A 17,333-nucleotide genomic window follows, 5' to 3' on the forward strand; every position below is an offset into this window, starting at 1 on the left:
TAGAAAGTGTACAATTATGGAATTTTCAAAGAAAACACGAGAATTATCAATTAAAAAAATGCAGGAACGCACCTTGGATCTCTTGATTATTGGTGGAGGGATTACAGGAGCTGGTGTAGCCTTGCAAGCGGCTGCAAGTGGCCTGGAGACCGGTCTGATTGAAATGCAGGACTTTGCTGAAGGGACTTCTAGCCGCTCTACCAAATTGGTCCACGGAGGCCTTCGTTACCTTAAGCAATTCGACGTAGAAGTGGTCTCCGATACAGTTTCTGAGCGTGCTGTGGTACAGCAAATTGCCCCTCATATTCCAAAACCAGATCCAATGCTCTTGCCAGTTTACGATGAGGATGGAGCGACATTTAGCCTCTTCCGTCTCAAAGTGGCTATGGACCTCTACGACCTCTTGGCGGGTGTTAACAACACACCAGCTGCTAACAAGGTCTTGAGCAAGGAAGAAGTGCTAGAACGGGAGCCTGAACTCAAGAAGGAAGGCTTGGTCGGCGGCGGTGTCTATCTTGACTTCCGCAACAACGATGCACGCCTGGTAATTGAAAATATCAAACGCGCCAACCAAGACGGCGCCCTGATTGCCAACCATGTCAAGGCAGAAGGCTTCCTATTTGATGAAGCTGGAAAGATTACAGGAGTCGTTGCGCGTGACCTCTTGACAGATGAAGTCTTTGAAATCAAGGCTCGCCTAGTCATCAACACAACTGGACCTTGGAGCGACAAGGTGCGCAATCTGTCAAACGACGGTGAGCAATATTCACAAATGCGTCCAACCAAGGGTGTTCACTTGGTAGTTGACTCTAGCAAGATCAAGGTTTCTCAGCCAGTCTACTTTGACACAGGCTTGGGAGATGGCCGAATGGTCTTTGTTCTTCCACGTGAAAACAAGACTTACTTTGGTACGACTGACACTGACTACACTGGCGACCTAGAGCATCCAAAAGTAACACAAGAAGATGTGGATTACCTCTTGGGCATTGTCAATAATCGCTTCCCAGAAGCAAACATCACGATTGACGATATCGAAAGTAGCTGGGCAGGTCTGCGTCCTCTGATTGCAGGAAACAGCGCGTCTGACTACAACGGCGGAAACAACGGTACGATCAGCGATGAAAGCTTCAATGCACTGATTGCGACTGTTGAAAGCTATCTGGTTAAAGAAAAATCCCGTGAGGATGTTGAAGCGGCTGTTACTAAACTTGAAAGCAGCACATCTGAAAAACACTTGGATCCATCTGCAGTATCTCGTGGTTCCAGCTTGGAACGTGATAATAATGGCCTCTTGACCCTTGCTGGCGGTAAGATTACGGACTATCGTAAGATGGCAGAAGGTGCTATGGAGCGCGTGGTTGACATCCTCAAAGCAGAATTTGACCGCAGCTTCAAGCTCATCAACTCTAAGACTTACCCTGTTTCAGGAGGAGAGCTCAATCCAGCAAATGTAGATTCCGAAATCGAAGCTTTTGCTCAACTTGGTGTTTCACGTGGATTGGACAGCAAAGAAGCCTTCTATCTTGCAAACCTCTACGGTTCAAATGCTCCTAAAGTCTTTGCCCTCGCTCACAGCATCGAACAAGCACCAGGACTTAGCTTAGCGGATACCTTGTCGCTGCATTATGCTATGCGTAATGAATTAGCACTCAGCCCAGTGGACTTCCTGCTTCGCCGGACAAACCACATGCTCTTTATGCGTGATAGTTTAGATGCGATTGTAGAGCCAGTTTTGGATGAAATGGGTCGATTCTATGATTGGACAGAAGAAGAAAAAGCAGCTTATCGAAATGACCTAGAAGCTGCCCTCGCAAATAATGATTTAGCAGAATTGAAAAAATAGAAAATAGAAGAAGAGGTGGCGGACCAGTTCTCCTGTCTAGCCTCCCCTTCTTTTAAATGGAGTAATATAGATGATGAAAGAAATATTTGGTGAATTTTTAGGAACCCTGCTCTTGCTCCTTTTGGGGAATGGCGTCGTTGCAGGCGTGGTTCTTCCCAAAACTAAGAGCCACAACTCTGGCTGGATTGTGATTACCATGGGATGGGGGATCGCTGTTGCCATCGCTGCTTTTGTATCTGGCAACCTTGGACCAGCCCATCTGAACCCAGCCCTAACTATCGGAGTAGCTCTCAAAGGTGATTTGCCTTGGGCATCTGTTCTTCCTTACGTCCTTGCTCAGTTTGCAGGTGCTATGGTCGGACAGTTCCTTGTCTTCCTACAGTTCAAGCCTCACTATCTGGCTGAAGAAAATCCAGCTAATATTCTTGGCACATTCAGCACTGGTCCAGCTATCAAAGATACCTTCTCAAACCTGATTAGCGAAATCCTTGGAACTTTTGTTCTAGTGCTGACTATCTTCGCTCTTGGACTTTATAAGCTGCAAGCAGGCATTGGCACTTTTGCAGTCGGAACATTGATTGTCGGAATTGGTCTATCACTCGGTGGAACAACTGGCTATGCCCTTAATCCTGCGCGTGACTTAGGACCTCGCATCATGCACAGTCTCCTTCCGATTCCAAATAAAGGAAATGGCGATTGGAGCTATGCTTGGATCCCAGTTGTCGGACCAATCATTGGAGCCGTCCTTGCAGTAGCAGTCTTCTCCCTATTTTAGACTAAAATAAAGCAATCCTCTTCTCCGAGATTGATACATGCTTGGAGAAGAGGATTTTTGTATAGATTTTCAAATTTCATCGAAGACTTTGCTAAATCAATCTAAAATCAGGAGGAAAGAGCCAGTCAGGACGATATTTGACAGCGGATTTATGCTATAATTGACAGTATAAATGATCTAAAGGAGTTATGATGAATCAAACTGTTCAATATTTACAAGAATTAACGGCTATCCCTTCTCCAACAGGCTTTACAGCTGAGGTGGCGGACTATCTGGTGAAGACACTAGAAGGCTTGGGCTATGAGCCTGTTCGGACCAATAAAGGCGGCGTTCATGTCGTGGTTAAGGGAGAAAATGATGCTCAACATCGCGTCGTGACGGCCCATGTGGATACTCTGGGAGCTATTGTGCGTGCGGTCAAGCCAGACGGTCGCCTCAAGCTGGATCGAATTGGCGGTTTCCCTTGGAACATGATTGAAGGAGAAAACTGTCTAGTCCATGTGGACAGCAGTGGCAAGACTATCAGTGGTACTATCCTAGTTCACCAGACATCCTGCCATGTCTATAAGGATGCGGGGACGGTTGAGCGTACTCAGGACAATATGGAAGTCCGTTTGGATGAAAAGGTGACAAGTGAGAAAGAAACGCGCGATTTAGGAATCGAAGTCGGTGATTTTATTTCCTTTGATCCGCGTACCACAGTTACCGAGACAGGCTTTATCAAGTCCCGCTTTTTGGATGACAAGGTCAGCGCAGCTATTTTGCTCAATCTCTTGCGCGTCTACAAAGAGGAAAATATTCAGCTACCAGTGACGACTCATTTTGCTTTCAGTGTCTTTGAGGAAGTTGGTCATGGGGCTAATTCCAGCCTGCCGGCGCAAGCGGTAGAGTATTTGGCAGTTGATATGGGTGCGATGGGTGACGACCAGCAGACAGATGAGTACACAGTTTCCATCTGTGTTAAGGACGCTTCAGGCCCTTATCACTATGGATTCCGCCAGCATTTGGTAAATTTAGCCAAGGAGCAGGACATTCCTTACAAACTGGACATCTATCCATTTTACGGATCAGACGCCTCTGCAGCTATGAGCGCAGGAGCAGAAGTCAAGCATGCCCTGTTAGGCGCTGGCATCGAATCCAGCCACTCTTACGAGCGCACGCATATTGATTCAGTTGTCGCGACAGAGCGTATGGTGGACGCTTATCTGAGAAGTGGCTTGGTGGAGTAAGAAAGGATTAAAAATATGAATAAAAAAATTGAATTGAAAAATATTTTTACACCGGGTTCACAGCCTGATGTAACTTATAATGATAGATTAGGTATTGGGCTTGAAGAACAACTTGAACAATTAGTGTACTTTGATGGTCAACTAGGAGTCGTTGCTGGGAAAAGTAAATTAGGAAAAACAGTATTAGTGAAACGAAAGTTTCCTAGTAATGAAGCGATTTTTATCTATGAACTAGACTTGAAAGATAAATCTATTGAAGAAGTAATCTATGAAAGATTAGATATTGAAAGACCTGTTAAGACCCGGACTAGCTACACTAACTCTTCTTTTGGTTCAGAAGTTGAAGTTGGAACAAGTCTTGAATCAATTCCTTTTTTAAAATTTTTACAAGCTAAAGGGTCACTGAAAGGTGGTGTATCTAAACAGAATGGTACAGAAGTAAAGTATACGGCATCTTCAGATTTATTTCAATTAGCTATCGAGTATTTAATTACAAACAAAATAAAACTAATATTCGATGATTTTCATTATATAAATCCTCAACAACAAAAGGATATTATTCATAGGTTGAAAGAACCGATTAGTCGTGGTTTGCATGTCATATTAATTCTTATACCTATGAGACAAAATCAGCCAATTGAAGTTGAAACAGATATGAAGGGGCGAGTACAGTATGTAGAGGTTCCTGCGTGGAGTAATGAGGAGTTAGGATATATTGCGAGTAAAGGATTCAAAGAATTGAATGCAGAAATTAGCGAGAAACTTTTGACCTCGTTTGTGGAAAATAGTTTTAAAAATCCTTATTTAATGCAAAAAATATGCGCTCAATATTGTTTAACGAAAGGTATAAAAGAGCGTAGTAAAGAAAAAATTTCTTTTGAGTATGATAAGAATGAAGTCGAAAAAATCTATAAATTGATAAATACTGGAGAGAATGAGACTGTAAGAAAATTACGAGAGGGAAAACCTACCAAAGGTAAGAGGAGGAATCTTTATTCTTTGAAAGACGGGACGGATGCTGATATATATACTATTCTAATCAAAGTTTTATCGAAACTTTGTCATCATGATAAAATTGCTTATACAGATTTTGTAGAAGAAATAAGAAAGTCTCTTGCTGAAGATAAAACGATACAAAATAATCAAATTACTAATACATTGAAAAGTATTAGTGAAATAGCTGAGAATATTAATCCCAAAGAACCAGTAGTAATTTTTAAAGACAATCAAATAATGATTGATAATGATATGTTTAGATTTTCTTTGAGATGGGGCCAAATTAAGTAAAAAAGTTGACTATCACACTTATATCGTAAACAATATCATTTGAGTAAACTATTCACATAAAAATGCAAGGGAATAATCCTTGCATTTTTATTCGACAGACCAGACACTGACTGACTTTTCCTCCACTGGAAATTCTCCCCAGCCTTCTTCGTCAATCGTCACGATTTGAGAGCTCTTGCCCAGATAATCACTGAATTCTTTTCCAGCCCATTCTGAACCGACCAGCATACGTTTGCTGCTGGCTTGGTCATTGCTGACAACAACAGCGATTGGCTGCCCACCGTCCTTGCCTTGGCGAATCCATCCGATACAGTTGGCATCGTCAAAGTAGTCAGTCTGCTCACCGTAAGCTAGGTTGAGACGAATATCCAAGAGCTTGTCCAGTACGTCTTGGAAGCTATCTTGGGCAAATTCCCCACTAATACCATAGTAGTCACCATAAAAGACGCAAGGCAGTCCTTCATCTCGTAGCAGGATGAGAGCATAGGCTGCTGGCTTGAACCATTCTTCGACAGTGGACTCCAGAGCTTGTCCGCGCTGGGTGTCGTGATTGTCTACGAAGGTCACGGCTGATTCAGGATGATTCTTGGCAAGCGTCTGATCAAAAATCGTCCGCAGGTCAAAGTCTGCCCCAGCTATGCTAGCGTCAAAGAAATTATGGTGGAGCTTGACGTCAACCAGATCAAAGCGGTATTCGATATTTTTTAGATAGTCGTTATTAGCCGTCTCATCGCTGTTCCAAAATTCCCCAAAAACATAGAAATCCTCACCGTATTTTGCAGTTATATCTCGGATAAAATTTCTCATAAAGAAGGAGTCAATGTGCTTGACAGCATCTAAACGAAATCCTTGAACGCCTGTTGTTTCGATAAACCAGTAAACCCAGTCGTAGAGGTTTTGAATGACCTCTGGATGCTTGAAGTCAATATCAGCATACATAAGGTAGTCATAGTTGCCGTTTTCATTGTCCACAAGCTCATCATCTGCCCAGCCTTTATTGTCTCCTTGGATAAGGAAAATGCCTGACTTGTTGTTTTTGGCATCATAGTCCGTACCGGTAAAGTGGTACCAATGCCATTCAAAGTCATTGTAGGTTTTATTGCGGCCTGGGAAGACAAACTTAGTCCAGCCTTTGATTTCGAAAGGTTCTGACAAGACCTTGGTTCGATCGTTGGGATCCACTTCAACGACAGTAAAACGCTCTTTGTAGTCTGCAGCTGCCTTGTGATTGAGGACTACATCAGCCATGGGTTCAATGTCATTGGCTTTGAGAGTTTGGATAGCTTTTAGGTAGTCTTCTTTAAAGCCATATTTGGTGCGGACGGTTCCTTTTTGGTCAAACTCGCCTAGGTCGAAGAGATCATAAACTCCATAGCCGACATCATTTGAGCCTGTTGCTTTGAAAGCTGGCGGCATCCAAATCTTGCGGATACCTTTTGATGCCAGATGTGGGGCATCCTCCGCCAATCGATTCCAATGTTGTCCATCATTTGGTAAGTACCATTCAAAATATTGCATTAATGTTTGATTTTCCATACGAGATACCTCACATTCTTGGGATGGGTCTATTTTACCAAAAGAAGAATGATGACACAAACGTTTATACAAGTTAATTTTATATTTTTTGATGATAAGCTAAAACTAGCATTGAATTAAAAACGCTTACATAGTATAATGGACAAGTAATAAACTTTATAAAAAGAAAGGGGTTCTTTATGAAAAAGAGAGGACTAGTGAGGTTACTCTTATCAGTCTCGCTATTTGCACCTTTGGCCCTAGGTCGGGTTGTTCAAGCTGATGAGACGAGTCAGGCGAATGTCGAAAGCAAGGAAATTCTTCAAACAGAAGCTGTCGCAAAGCCGTCTGAACCGGTATCTTCAGTCCAGCAACCAGCAGTTTTAGAGGTTGAAAGCAAGGAATCGTCGGTTACTGCAAGGCCAGAAAAGCAAGAAGAGGAATCGATCACTGCTGAAAAACCAGTTGTGGACTCTGAAAAGCCTACTTCTTCATTGGAGTCGCCACCTTTAGCTTTGGCTCAAGATGCTAGCTTGGTGTCTTCTGCTGTGCCTGCCACTGCCAAAGGACAAGACCTGTCTGCTTATACGGGGAGTCTTTCAAATCCAGCCTTGGCTGATAAGGAATTGACCCTACAAGAAGCAGTCGATGAGCTACTGAAATGGGCAGCCGTCAATGAATCTCAGCTAGGCACCAGTGCCCAAGATAGAGTGAATCTAGCCAAGAGCATGGGAATGATTGATAAAGAGGCCGATTTGACGGCCCGCGTACAGGGAAGTAATCTGCAGTCCATGTATGCAGTTGCCAAGCGCCTGCATGATGCCTATCGTGCTGAAAAGAAAGCACCGCTCTTTTTGAATGGTCGGGCGCAGCCAATTTTCCCATACAGCAGTGGAGCTAAGGAAGATAAAGACTATTCGTATGAAAAAAGCGACATCGTCCGTTTTCCTGTCTATGTTGAGACAGATCATGATACGGATGGAGACGGAAAGCGTGACCTCGTCAAGGCTATCGTACAACTTCCCAAAGCAGCAGCCCAAGGCGATTTTAAGGCTTCGACAATTTTAGAAGCTCGTCCTTACGTCGCAGGGACTTTGGATGAAAACTATGTGACCTTGGAAAGTCTCAATCTGCCGACAAACGGTTCTTATGATATGAAGAGTTTGCACAATAAGCCTGCTAAGCGCCAACCGGTTTCTAGCATGAGCAGTATTGATGCGGCAAAGAAGGCCAAAGCGTCAGATTGGCACTATTATAGCCCTTATGAAGGGATTTATGATTACGAGAATTTGAACTGGTATGATTACTTCCTAGTGCGCGGCTATGCCTTTGTTTCCAGTGCTGGTCTGGGTACTAAGGGTTCAGAAGGCTTCAATACAACTGGATCTGATTTGGAAGTAGAAGCCTTTAAAAATATTGTCGAATGGATCAACGGTAAACGGACGGCCTACACAGACAGAACTAGCAATATTGAAATCAAGGCTGACTGGGCCAATGGCAAAGTCGGCATGACTGGCCTATCTTGGGCCGGTACGACAACTTTCGGTGTGGCAACAACGGGTGTAGAAGGCCTGAGAACCATCGTTCCAGCTGCTGGAATTGCTAGCTGGTATGATTATTTCAATAGTCAAGGAACAGCCTATAGCAATCCGCCATACAGCGATCTGTCTTGGCTGTCACTCTACGTTTCTACTCGGATGCTCGATCAAGACGATTGGGCTTCAATCTGGAACAAGTATGCTGACTATATCAATCAGCTAAATAAGGATCAAAAAGCTCACGGTCGCAATTATAGCCAAGTTTGGCGGGAACGCGATTATACCCTAAATTCAGGAAAGATAAAGACTAGTGCCCTGCTGGTACATGGCTTAAATGATGACAATGTCAAAACCAAACAATTTGAGCTCATGTATGATGTCTTGAAAAAAGCGGGACAAAACGTAAAACTCTATCTCCACCAAGGAGACCATGTCCATCCAGCAGCTATCTCTCGAGGTTATGGTATCAAGGCCAACAATCAAGATTTCTACGACTTGCTCAATATTTGGTTCTCTCATTATCTTTACGATGTCAAGAACGATGTTAGCAAGCTTCCTGCTGTTTTGGCACAAAATAACTACGATCCAAATAAATGGACGAGCTATGACAATTGGAAAAGCACTGATCGTTTGATTTTGACAGCTAAGTCCAAACGTCTAGAAGAAACCATTTCCAGTGACTATGCGGCTGCTGGGATTGACACTAGTAAGCGAGATGAAACTGTCAGTCAAGCTTCTTCTATGGCTAACATGACCTTTATGACAGAAGTCAAAGAAAATACGACTATCAAAGGCCATATTCCAGTTCACTTCAAGGCAGCTTTGGCCAAGGGAAGTGGCAAAAACTTGCAGGTCAATGCACTCTTGGTAGATGTATCAGATCAAGAGTTTGATGTTGTTGGAAATGGTGCTGCTGGTGATGATAGCAAAGCTGGTGACTTCTGGATGGGCAGCAATCTCAGCAATCTGGATGTTAAAAACTTTGCGACAACCAAAACTAAATACAAGGTCATTGCTAAGGGCTGGCTAAACTTAGCCAATCCAGGATCAGACTATACACCGTCTAGTTCAGAAAAGAGTATTAAGCCAAAAGTCGGCCAATTCCATGATTATACCATGTATTTGCAGCCGAATCTTTACACGGTGAAAAAAGGCCACAAGCTGGCTCTAGTCTTCAATACTTATGACCCTAGTGATCTGACGATTAAGCGTCAATATGCGGTGACTTTCAAGACGGATTCTATTAGTGCGCTAGTACCGACTGTGGAAGCTAGTCGTTCTCAGAAAGCTGATTATGTAGCAAGTGCCCTTGATACGGAATATGCCAGCTTACCTGAAATTCTTGGTGAAAAACTAGTTGCACCAGAAATCAGAGAAGTTCCAGAATATATCTTTGATAGACAGGAGCCACAAGAAGAAGCTCCGTCAGTCGATTCGAGGGTTGGACGTAAAGAAGAGCAGCAAGGAACGACTGACCATGTGCAGCAATTAGGCAGTCAGAAGGTGGTGCCTCAGGTGCAGCAATTGGCTAGTCAGCCAGAAGCGTCTCAAGTGGAGCAGGCAGCTGTTCAACAAGCTCAACAAGCCCCAGCTTACTTGCCAAAAACTGGTAGCCATTCAGAAAAAGGAATGTTCTATCTTGGCTTGGTGCTTCTTGTCAGCACATTCGGCATGACTGGCCTCGTTAAGAAATATTCTCATCGTTAGTCATTACAAGAAAAAAGCAGCCAAGCATTCCTGACTAGGTAAAGATTGGCTGCTTTTGCCTTATCGTCTTTCAGCTGGCCTTGGCCTGCAAGTCAGAAGTGCCAGCAATACAGAGGTAGAAAGAATGAAACAGTATATTCAAGATATTTTTGACCAAAGTATGGCGATTGAAAGTTTTACCCATACTAGTTCTGAGCGGAAGATTGAAGCCTTTCTTCAGGAGCGGATAGGGAAGATTCCTTATTTTCAGGAGCATCCTGAGCTGTTTGGCTGCTATCAGATTCCGAATGATTTTTATAACCGCAGTGTTAACTGGGCGCTGGTCAAGCGAGATATAGCTGACACCGTGATTCTTTTTCATCATCATGATACAGTAGATATTGAGGACTTTGGCAGTCTCAAAGACTGGGCTTTTGATAATCAGTCCCTTAAAGAAAAATTACCCTCCATTTCTTCAGATTCAGATCTTTTAGCGGATATTGCGTCGGACAAGTGGCAGTTCGGTCGGGGCTCTTGCGACATGAAGGCGGCTCTGGCCTTGCAGCTGGGAGTAGTGGAGAGATATAGTCAGATACAGTCTGGTCAGGTCAATTTGCTTTATTTGTCGGTCGGAGATGAGGAGTCCTATTCCCAAGGGATGCGGGCAGCGACAGCCTTGCTTGCTGAATTGAAGGAGCGTTTCCAGCTTCATTACCTTCTGGCTTTGGATTCTGAGCCTTTTGAGAGTCAGTCAGCGGAGGAAAAGGTGCTTCATGTAGGAACAGTTGGCAAGTTGATGCCAGTTGTCGTGACTCAGGGCATCCTGTCGCACATGAAAGAGCCACTCAAGGGGGTCAATGCTCTGTCCTTGCTGGCCAAGGTTGCTGAAAAAATTGATCTTAATCCGGCTTTATCCGACATGGCCTACGGAGAACGTTCGCCTCTGCCATCATGGTCTTATCTGCGTGATTTAAAGGACAATTACGATGTATCAACAGTGCTGCGTGCTGCAGGCTATTTCAGCGTCCTTTATTTAGAAAAGAGTCCAAGTGAATTGCTAGCGGCCATAAAGAATCTCAGTCAGGAAGCAGTGGAGGACTTTTATCAAAACTACTGTCAGCTTCAGAAAGTCTATCAAGAAAGCAAGCTTATACCGAAACCGCGCGTGCTGACCTATCAAGAATTACTGCAAGAATGCCAAGAAAAAATCGGTTTTGAAGGCACTTTGCAGCAGATTTACGAAGAAGCCCAGCAAGCCTTGCAAGAGGGTGCCTCCTATCAGGAAATCAGCATTCAAAATATCCAGAAAGTGTTAGATTTCTACGACCGTAAGGAAGCTTTGGTTGTCCTAGCAATCGCGCCGCCTTACTATCCATCCATGAATTGTCGCCGTCTGTCGGACAGTCCGATTAGGATTGATAAGGTCATTCAACTCTATCGGGATTATCTGGACAAGGAAGCTGGCTGTCAGCTCCAAGTGGACGAATTCTTCATGGGAATCTGTGACCTTAGTTACTGTGCCTTAGAGAAGCCTGCCGCTGAGTACCAAGACCTGATTGCCAGTATGCCTGTACCTGAGAATATGTATCATCTGGATTTCCCAGAAATTGCGGCCAATCATATCCCCGGTATCAATCTAGGTCCATGGGGCAAGGACTTGCATCAGCTGACCGAGCGTGTCTATGAGCAGGACATGCTGGAAACCATTCCCAATTTCTTGCTCTATCTGCTGGAAAATGCTCAATCTTTCAAGGTTTAAAGGATAGTTATGGATTCTTTCAAAGCAAAATCCGAACTTTTTCGCTAGTTTCTAGACAAATAACTTTTAGGATAGTATAATAACCTCAAAACATAGCAAAGGAGATTCTCATGATTGAATTTAGAGATGTTACAAAAGACTATGATGGCAAGCTAGCGCTTAACCACCTGAATCTGACCTTGGAAAGCGGTGAGATTGTTGGTCTGATAGGGCATAATGGAGCGGGTAAGTCAACGACCATTAAATCCTTGGTCAGCGTCATCAATCTGACGCAGGGGCAAATTTTTGTGGACGGCAAGGAGCTATCCAGTAATCGTCTAGAAATCAAGAAAAAAATCGGCTATGTAGCTGATTCTCCTGATCTTTTCTTGCGCCTGACAGCCAATGAATTTTGGGAGCTGGTGGCGACTTCCTACGATATGACCACGGCAGAAGTAGAGGCTCGTTTGGGTGAGTTGCTGGCTATCTTTGACTTTGCTAGCCATCGTTATGAAGTGATTGAGTCATTTTCACACGGTATGCGGCAAAAGGTCTTTGTCATTGGTGCCCTTTTGTCCGATCCAGATATCTGGGTCTTGGATGAGCCTTTGACGGGCTTGGATCCTCAGGCAGCTTTTGATCTTAAGCAGATGATGCGTGAGCATGCTAACAAGGGAAATACAGTTCTGTTTTCAACCCACGTGTTAGAAGTGGCTGAGCAGCTATGCGACAAGATTGCCATTCTCAAAAAAGGAGAGCTGATATTCTACGGAACGGTTGAAGACCTGAAAGCCCAGCATCCAGACCAGTCCCTCGAAACTATCTATCTAGGTCTGGCTGGCCGCAGAGAAGAGGTGAGTTCAGATGCGCCTTAAAGCGATTAAAAAATTAGTTGATATCAATATTCTCTATGCTATCCAAGCTTCGCAGTTGCAGCAATACCGCAAGAAGCAGGAAAAAAATCCAGAGGTAAAAGTCAATGTCTCCCTGCAGGCTATTCGAATGTACTTGATTTTGGGGTTGGTCTACCTATTCTTCTTTGGTATCATGAGTGCCTTCAATCACATGGTGGGCAATCCGGGACATTTTGCCAATATGGTCTCCATATTTGCTGTATTCTCCATGTCGCAGGGCTTCCTCGTTTTCTATAATGTTTTCTATGAAAGTAAGGATTTGCAGTCCTATCGGCCCTATGCCTTTAGTGAATCAGAAATCATTGTTGGAAAGAGCATCTCTGTTGTCCTGACCCTCTTGATTGCAATTCTGCCCATGTATAGCTATTTCATCGTGCTAGCTCTTCAAGGAGGAAATCTCTTAGTCGGCCTGCCTCTGGCCTTGATTTCGATTGTCATTTTAAGCTCGGTTATAACTTTTGTCATTTTGATTTTGGTGCATTTTATCACCAAGACAGCTTTCTTTAGAAAGTATAAGACTATTCTATCCAATGTGATTCTGGGGCTGGTTTCCCTTGGTTCGGTAGGACTCTATATCTTTATCAATCAAATGAACAGTCGTAGTATCGCCAGCAATACAATAGCCACACCTTATTTCCCGCCAGTTGTAGCCTTTTACGACTTTATCATCAATCCTCTTAGCTTGACTGCGATTTTAGGAATTTTAGCTTGGCTAGCCGTGGGGGTTCTACTCTTTTTGGTGGTTAAGTTCAAGGTCATACCAGAATTTTATGAAGCAGCCTTGATGACGGGTGCAGCAAGTGGCAAACGTGAGCGGGTGCACGATATCAATATGGACGAGGCCAAGAACTTTAAGAAGTTCGTCTGGCGCTATCACATTCGGCTGCTGAGTGAAGGTTCGGTCATCTTGCAGGCTCTCTTCATGTCAGCACTGATTCCTTACATCATCATTTTTAGTATGGTCATGGGAGCAATCAATGCAGGTCTGGATGTTAGCCCGTTCTTGATTCCACGATTTTTGCTTCCACTTATCTTCCTATCTATGTTTATCGCCACCCTCAATTCGGGTGGGAATAATCTGACCTCTATTGGTTTATCCTTGGAGCGGGAAAATTTTGATTATTTGAAGGTTTTGCCTTTTGAGCTCAGAAAATACGTTCGTCTCAAATTTTGGTATCTCTTTGCCATTCAGTCCATTTTACCAGTGATTCTTCTTTTGGTGACTAGTCTGATCTTCCATGTTCATTTGGTGACGTTTCTCGTTATGTTGCTGGTTTGGTTTATGGCCAGTCTAGCTTGGAGCGCTTGGGGCTATCATCGGGATTATAAGCATTTGGTGACCAATTGGTCTAATGTCAACGAGCTGATGACTCGAGATAACAGTATGGGTAAGACCCTATTGGCACTAGCCTTTACCATTGGAGTGATGATCGTGATTGGCGTTCTCTATGTGATTTCATACTCCCTATCTCTCACGGTTCTCTATCTCCTTTCTGTTCTACTGATTTTGATTTGTGGACTTGTTTCTTATCTGATCTATCGCTACTATATGAAAAAACTTGATAGTGAGATTGCTAGTTTTAATTGCTAATTGACCATAATAAAAAGCTTAGCAGCGAGGTTACTTGATACCTTGTTTCTAAGCTTTTTAGTTGCGATTTATTTTATAGTTTTCCGATATAAACTGTATGTCAGCTGATTTTTATCCTTTTAAGAACGCCAGTTAATCAGTACATACATCAAGCTGGAGCCAAACATATCCGCCAAGGTGTGCATGAGAAAGAAAGGCAGGAGGTTCTTGACCTTGTACTTGTAAAGAAAATAGTAGAAGAGACCATAGACCACTCCGATAACCAAGGCCCAGAACATTCCTTGATAAGTATGGAAAGAAATCCGAATGATGGTAGAGTAGGCCAGAGCCCACCACTTATACTTATCCTTGACCGAGGTCATAAGACCCAGAAAGAAGAATTCTTCATAGAAGCCATTGAGCAGTCCGTAGAGTATGGCCATAGGTGTCAGATCAGCAAATTTCCGGAAGATTTCTAGCAAATCTATATAGGACCAGAGAGTTGGATCAAAGTAATTATACTCGCCGCTCAGCGTCATCACAATGTCTCCAAAGAATCCCACTGCTACAAAGATCAGAGGTGTCCAGAGCAGAACCGACCAGCTCAGACGGATGGGAAGCTGCTTAAAGTCAAAGCGCCGAAGCAATAGGTAAAGAATGGTCAAGACCAGCATCAGTAGCTGAAGATTGAAATTGCTTGAGAATGCTGCGCCTTCGCTAGCTGTATTGGCCACCGTTTCGGTCGCTCCTGCGCTGGAAGCTGGTGCAAAGCTAGCTAGGTAAAGCTCAGTTGATGTGTAGATGAACTGACCAAACATGAGCAGAGTAATCACAAGAATGTCAAACCATTTCAGTTCTTTCAGAGGCTGTGATGGGCGGATTTTTGATAAAATAGCCATTCGTTTCCCTTCCATAACTGGCAGATTTAAATGCCAGATATCATCTTTTCTATCCTTATCTTAGCAGAAAAAGCTTAAATTTATATTATTTCAAAGCTCTTACCTTTGAGAGGTGGTTAATGCAGGCCTGTTGCAGGATTGGTTGAAGAGCTGTCTTATGTTATAGAAAAAACTGCTTGAAAAGCAGTTTTACATGAAATAAACAATAGCTAAGTACTGGAGGGCAGAGGCAGCTAGGATGAAGAGGTGCCAAATCATGTGGAAGTAGGGCTTCTTTTTGGCATAAAAACCAGCGCCGACTGTGTAGCAAAGACCGCCTGCTAGCATGAGTCCCCAAAACACTGGTCCAGTTTGTCCGATAATTTGCGGGATGATAAAGATCACCAGCCAACCCATAATTAGATAGAGGGACAGACTAAATTTCTCATTGACCTTTTTGGCAAAGATCTTGTAGAGAATACCAAAGATGGTCGTGCCCCACTGAATCGCGATAATCAGATAGCCCCGCCAGTCATTCATGAGTGAAAGGACGACTGGCGTATAGCTGCCTGCGATAGCGATATAAATCATGGAGTGGTCAATAATCCTTAGGATGTATTTGTGGGTAGAGCCGTAGGACATGGAGTGGTAAATGGTAGAAGAAAGAAACATGAGGAAAAGGCTAATGACAAAGATAGAAGTGCCAACAGCAGAAACGAGGCCATGCCCTTCATAACTGTAAATAGCTGAGATGGGCAGAAGAATCAGCATTAAAACAGCTCCGACGGCATGGGTGACAGCATTGGCAATTTCCTCTCCAAAAGAGAGTTGTTTACTGAGTTTAAGCGCGTAGTTCATCGTTATCGGCCTCCTTTTCGGGTACTTGGATAAAAGCAAGGGTTTGCTGGTAGAGTTTTAAGGTCTGACAGGCACTGGCAATGATCGGAGTCACTTCAAGCTTCCGTCCGTTCATATAATCCACAAAGTCATTGTAGAGCTCTTCAGACTGGGTCTCAGCGTTGAGCATATCTAAAGTAGCAGCAATATCTTGAATAGAAAAAACAGTTTTCAAACTTGTAATAGCAATCAAGCGGGCAACTTGCTGACGATTGTATTTTTTCTTTAGAGGTTTTTCAAGGTAGGCATGCTTGACATAATTATTGATCATGGATGCCGTCAAGCCTTTGTCGGATGCAGTAAAAGCTGGCTTGCAGACCTTGTTGACGTAGAGCAGGACTTGGTCCAGATACAGGTCAAGAACAGGTAATTCATCCCATCTCGGGAACAGATTTTTCGTTTCCAAATTTCAAACTTTCTAATATCTGGTTTCGATAACTAGATAATATCATTTTTGAAAATTAAAGTCAAGAATAAATCCAATTAGTCCAAAATTTGCTATAATCATGAGTAAGGAAAACAGGAAAATGAACTCAGAATCCAAGATGAGAAAGGGAAAATATGAAGATTTTAATTCCGACTGCCAAAGAAATGAATGAAAATCAGAGCTCGCTGGGGCGCTCCCAGTTGACGCCCAAAAGCAAAATCATAATAGAAGAGCTATTAAAACACTCAGCCGAAGAGTTGGAAAAATTATATAAAATCAGTCCGCAAATGGCTGAAATAGAATACCAGCGAATTCAAAACCTGAGCAAGAATGAAGCGGAGACCTATCCAGCCTTGCATTTATTTGATGGGCTCATGTATCGCAATATCAAGCGAAAAGATTGGACACAAGAGGAGGAATCCTACATTCAAGAGCATTTGCTGTTAACGTCTAGTCTATATGGGGTCATTCCTGCCTTGAGTCCGATTGCCCCTCACCGATTGGACTTTTTGGTGGGGCTAAAGCCCAATGGTCAAAGGCTGAAAACATTTTGGCGGGAAGAGTATACAAAAGCGGTAGTGGATGAAGATATGCTGCTTTCTCTTTTGTCTAGTGAATTTGAGGATGTTTTTGAGAAATCGGTCAGGGAGAAGATGCTTCGGTTTAAGTTTTTAGAAGAAAAATCTGGCAAACTCAAAAGTCATTCTACTATTTCTAAAAAAGCGCGTGGCCAGTTTTTGACTGCTTTGATGGAAGCCCAGGTCGATCATCTTGACCAAATCAAACAGCTCTCTTTTGCAGGTTTTACCTATCGAGCAGATCTTTCAGATGATAAAGAATTAGTTTTTGTAAAAGAAGAATAAGAAAAGGAGGCTGGGACAAAAGTCCGACCTCAAATATAGAAAGCGAACAAAACTAGTTTTCTGGTAATCAGAATTCTGCTTTGTTCGCTTTTCGCATTTAATTGTAGATTTGAAGGGCTTAATAATTAAGATTTTTAAAAATTGAAATATTTTTGTCCCAAACTCTTTTTTGT

13 protein-coding genes are annotated in these 17,333 nt (G+C 43.1%); 9 read left to right on the forward strand and 4 right to left on the reverse strand.

Annotation, left to right across the window (positions count from 1 at the left end):
* The first annotated feature begins 16 nt into the window (after positions 1 to 16).
* The 4 genes from glpO to D8790_RS08220 all read left to right on the forward strand — a co-directional run bounded on the left by glpO (position 17) and on the right by D8790_RS08220 (position 5,134).
* Positions 17 to 1,843, forward strand: a complete 1,827-nt coding sequence (gene glpO, locus D8790_RS08205; protein WP_125388253.1) for a type 1 glycerol-3-phosphate oxidase — start codon at positions 17 to 19, stop codon at positions 1,841 to 1,843.
* 70 nt (positions 1,844 to 1,913) lie between these two features.
* A complete protein-coding gene (locus D8790_RS08210) occupies positions 1,914 to 2,618 on the forward strand; it encodes an MIP/aquaporin family protein (protein ID WP_125388254.1) in 705 nt (234 codons plus the stop codon).
* Between the two features lie 191 nt (positions 2,619 to 2,809).
* Entirely contained in the window at positions 2,810 to 3,847 is a 1,038-nt protein-coding gene (locus D8790_RS08215; RefSeq protein ID WP_125388285.1) for a M42 family metallopeptidase, read from the forward strand.
* 15 nt (positions 3,848 to 3,862) lie between these two features.
* Positions 3,863 to 5,134, forward strand: a complete 1,272-nt coding sequence (locus D8790_RS08220) for a hypothetical protein (protein ID WP_125388255.1) — start codon at positions 3,863 to 3,865, stop codon at positions 5,132 to 5,134.
* Between the two features lie 87 nt (positions 5,135 to 5,221).
* Here D8790_RS08220 and D8790_RS08225 read toward each other — a convergent pair whose 3' ends face one another.
* The gene (locus D8790_RS08225) at positions 5,222 to 6,670 is read right to left on the reverse strand and encodes an alpha-amylase (RefSeq protein WP_125388256.1); all 1,449 of its coding nucleotides are present in this window, start codon (positions 6,668 to 6,670) and stop codon (positions 5,222 to 5,224) included.
* 179 nt (positions 6,671 to 6,849) lie between these two features.
* Here D8790_RS08225 and D8790_RS08230 point away from each other — a divergent pair, with 179 nt between their 5' ends.
* The 4 genes from D8790_RS08230 (at position 6,850) to D8790_RS08245 (ending at position 14,116) form a co-directional block, all read left to right on the forward strand.
* Entirely contained in the window at positions 6,850 to 9,894 is a 3,045-nt protein-coding gene (locus tag D8790_RS08230; RefSeq protein WP_125388257.1) for a CocE/NonD family hydrolase, read from the forward strand.
* 124 nt (positions 9,895 to 10,018) lie between these two features.
* Entirely contained in the window at positions 10,019 to 11,632 is a 1,614-nt protein-coding gene (locus D8790_RS08235) for a M20/M25/M40 family metallo-hydrolase (protein WP_125388258.1), read from the forward strand.
* Positions 11,633 to 11,742: 110 nt separating this feature from the next.
* Positions 11,743 to 12,486 carry an ABC transporter ATP-binding protein gene (locus D8790_RS08240; protein ID WP_061911230.1) on the forward strand — a complete coding sequence of 248 codons (744 nt, stop codon included), beginning with the start codon at positions 11,743 to 11,745 and terminating at the stop codon, positions 12,484 to 12,486.
* On the forward strand, positions 12,476 to 14,116 hold the full coding sequence (locus D8790_RS08245) for a hypothetical protein (protein ID WP_125388259.1): 1,641 nt from the start codon (positions 12,476 to 12,478) through the stop codon (positions 14,114 to 14,116). The genes D8790_RS08240 and D8790_RS08245 overlap by 11 nt, the downstream gene beginning before the upstream one ends.
* Positions 14,117 to 14,235: 119 nt before the next feature.
* On the opposite strand, the gene D8790_RS08250 is transcribed toward D8790_RS08245, so the two are convergent.
* From D8790_RS08250 to D8790_RS08260, 3 genes are all read right to left on the reverse strand, one after another.
* Positions 14,236 to 14,994 (reverse strand): CPBP family intramembrane glutamic endopeptidase, encoded by a 759-nt coding sequence (locus tag D8790_RS08250; protein ID WP_125388260.1) that lies wholly within the window; start codon positions 14,992 to 14,994, stop codon positions 14,236 to 14,238.
* Between the two features lie 189 nt (positions 14,995 to 15,183).
* A complete protein-coding gene (gene trhA / locus D8790_RS08255; RefSeq protein ID WP_125388261.1) occupies positions 15,184 to 15,831 on the reverse strand; it encodes a PAQR family membrane homeostasis protein TrhA in 648 nt (215 codons plus the stop codon).
* Complete coding sequence (locus tag D8790_RS08260) at positions 15,815 to 16,276, reverse strand: DUF1836 domain-containing protein (RefSeq protein ID WP_179856437.1); 462 nt, start codon at positions 16,274 to 16,276, stop codon at positions 15,815 to 15,817. Before D8790_RS08260 ends, trhA begins: the two co-directional genes overlap by 17 nt.
* Before the next feature lie 155 nt (positions 16,277 to 16,431).
* Between D8790_RS08260 and yaaA the strand changes: the two genes are divergently transcribed.
* Entirely contained in the window at positions 16,432 to 17,160 is a 729-nt protein-coding gene (gene yaaA / locus D8790_RS08265; RefSeq protein ID WP_125388262.1) for a peroxide stress protein YaaA, read from the forward strand.
* The last annotated feature ends 173 nt before the right edge of the window (positions 17,161 to 17,333 follow it).

Source organism: Streptococcus cristatus (assembly GCF_003943535.1).
GTDB lineage: Bacteria > Bacillota > Bacilli > Lactobacillales > Streptococcaceae > Streptococcus > Streptococcus cristatus_L.

Excerpts from the sequence above, each read along its gene's own strand:
- glpO (WP_125388253.1), top strand. The coding sequence starts at position 17 with ATGGAATTTTCAAAGAAAACACGAGAATTATCAATTAAAAAAATGCAG.
- D8790_RS08210 (WP_125388254.1), top strand. The coding sequence starts at position 1,914 with ATGATGAAAGAAATATTTGGTGAATTTTTAGGAACCCTGCTCTTGCTC.
- D8790_RS08215 (WP_125388285.1), top strand. The coding sequence starts at position 2,810 with ATGAATCAAACTGTTCAATATTTACAAGAATTAACGGCTATCCCTTCT.
- D8790_RS08220 (WP_125388255.1), top strand. The coding sequence starts at position 3,863 with ATGAATAAAAAAATTGAATTGAAAAATATTTTTACACCGGGTTCACAG.
- D8790_RS08225 (WP_125388256.1), bottom strand. The coding sequence starts at position 6,670 with ATGGAAAATCAAACATTAATGCAATATTTTGAATGGTACTTACCAAAT.
- D8790_RS08230 (WP_125388257.1), top strand. The coding sequence starts at position 6,850 with ATGAAAAAGAGAGGACTAGTGAGGTTACTCTTATCAGTCTCGCTATTT.
- D8790_RS08235 (WP_125388258.1), top strand. The coding sequence starts at position 10,019 with ATGAAACAGTATATTCAAGATATTTTTGACCAAAGTATGGCGATTGAA.
- D8790_RS08240 (WP_061911230.1), top strand. The coding sequence starts at position 11,743 with ATGATTGAATTTAGAGATGTTACAAAAGACTATGATGGCAAGCTAGCG.
- D8790_RS08245 (WP_125388259.1), top strand. The coding sequence starts at position 12,476 with ATGCGCCTTAAAGCGATTAAAAAATTAGTTGATATCAATATTCTCTAT.
- D8790_RS08250 (WP_125388260.1), bottom strand. The coding sequence starts at position 14,994 with ATGGCTATTTTATCAAAAATCCGCCCATCACAGCCTCTGAAAGAACTG.
- trhA (WP_125388261.1), bottom strand. The coding sequence starts at position 15,831 with ATGAACTACGCGCTTAAACTCAGTAAACAACTCTCTTTTGGAGAGGAA.
- yaaA (WP_125388262.1), top strand. The coding sequence starts at position 16,432 with ATGAAGATTTTAATTCCGACTGCCAAAGAAATGAATGAAAATCAGAGC.